The 218-nt window shown below is 26.6% G+C and carries 1 protein-coding gene; it reads left to right on the forward strand.

Annotated features, from left to right (window positions below):
• Positions 1-123: 123 nt before the first annotated feature.
• Positions 124-218: Y-family DNA polymerase (locus tag RH98_RS16225; protein ID WP_369383833.1), on the forward strand; the 95-nt coding region annotated here is incomplete at its 3' end.

Raw genomic sequence — 218 nt, forward strand, 5'->3', positions numbered from 1 at the left:
ACACGTAGTATAATTTATAAAAAAAGATAAGTTAGAGCAGGTATAAAACTTTAAAAATGATAATATTTTTTTATAGAACATTTAATTTTCTTGTAAATTCGATTCGTAGTTAAGTAGCAGAGTATGAATCGCAAAATAATACATATTGATATGGATGCTTTTTATGCTTCAGTAGAACAATTAGACTTTCCTGAACTTAGAGGAAAGGCGATTGGTAT

Origin of the sequence: Myroides injenensis M09-0166, from assembly GCF_000246945.1 — a bacterium.
In the GTDB taxonomy this organism is placed as follows: Bacteria; Bacteroidota; Bacteroidia; order Flavobacteriales; family Flavobacteriaceae; genus Flavobacterium; species Flavobacterium injenense.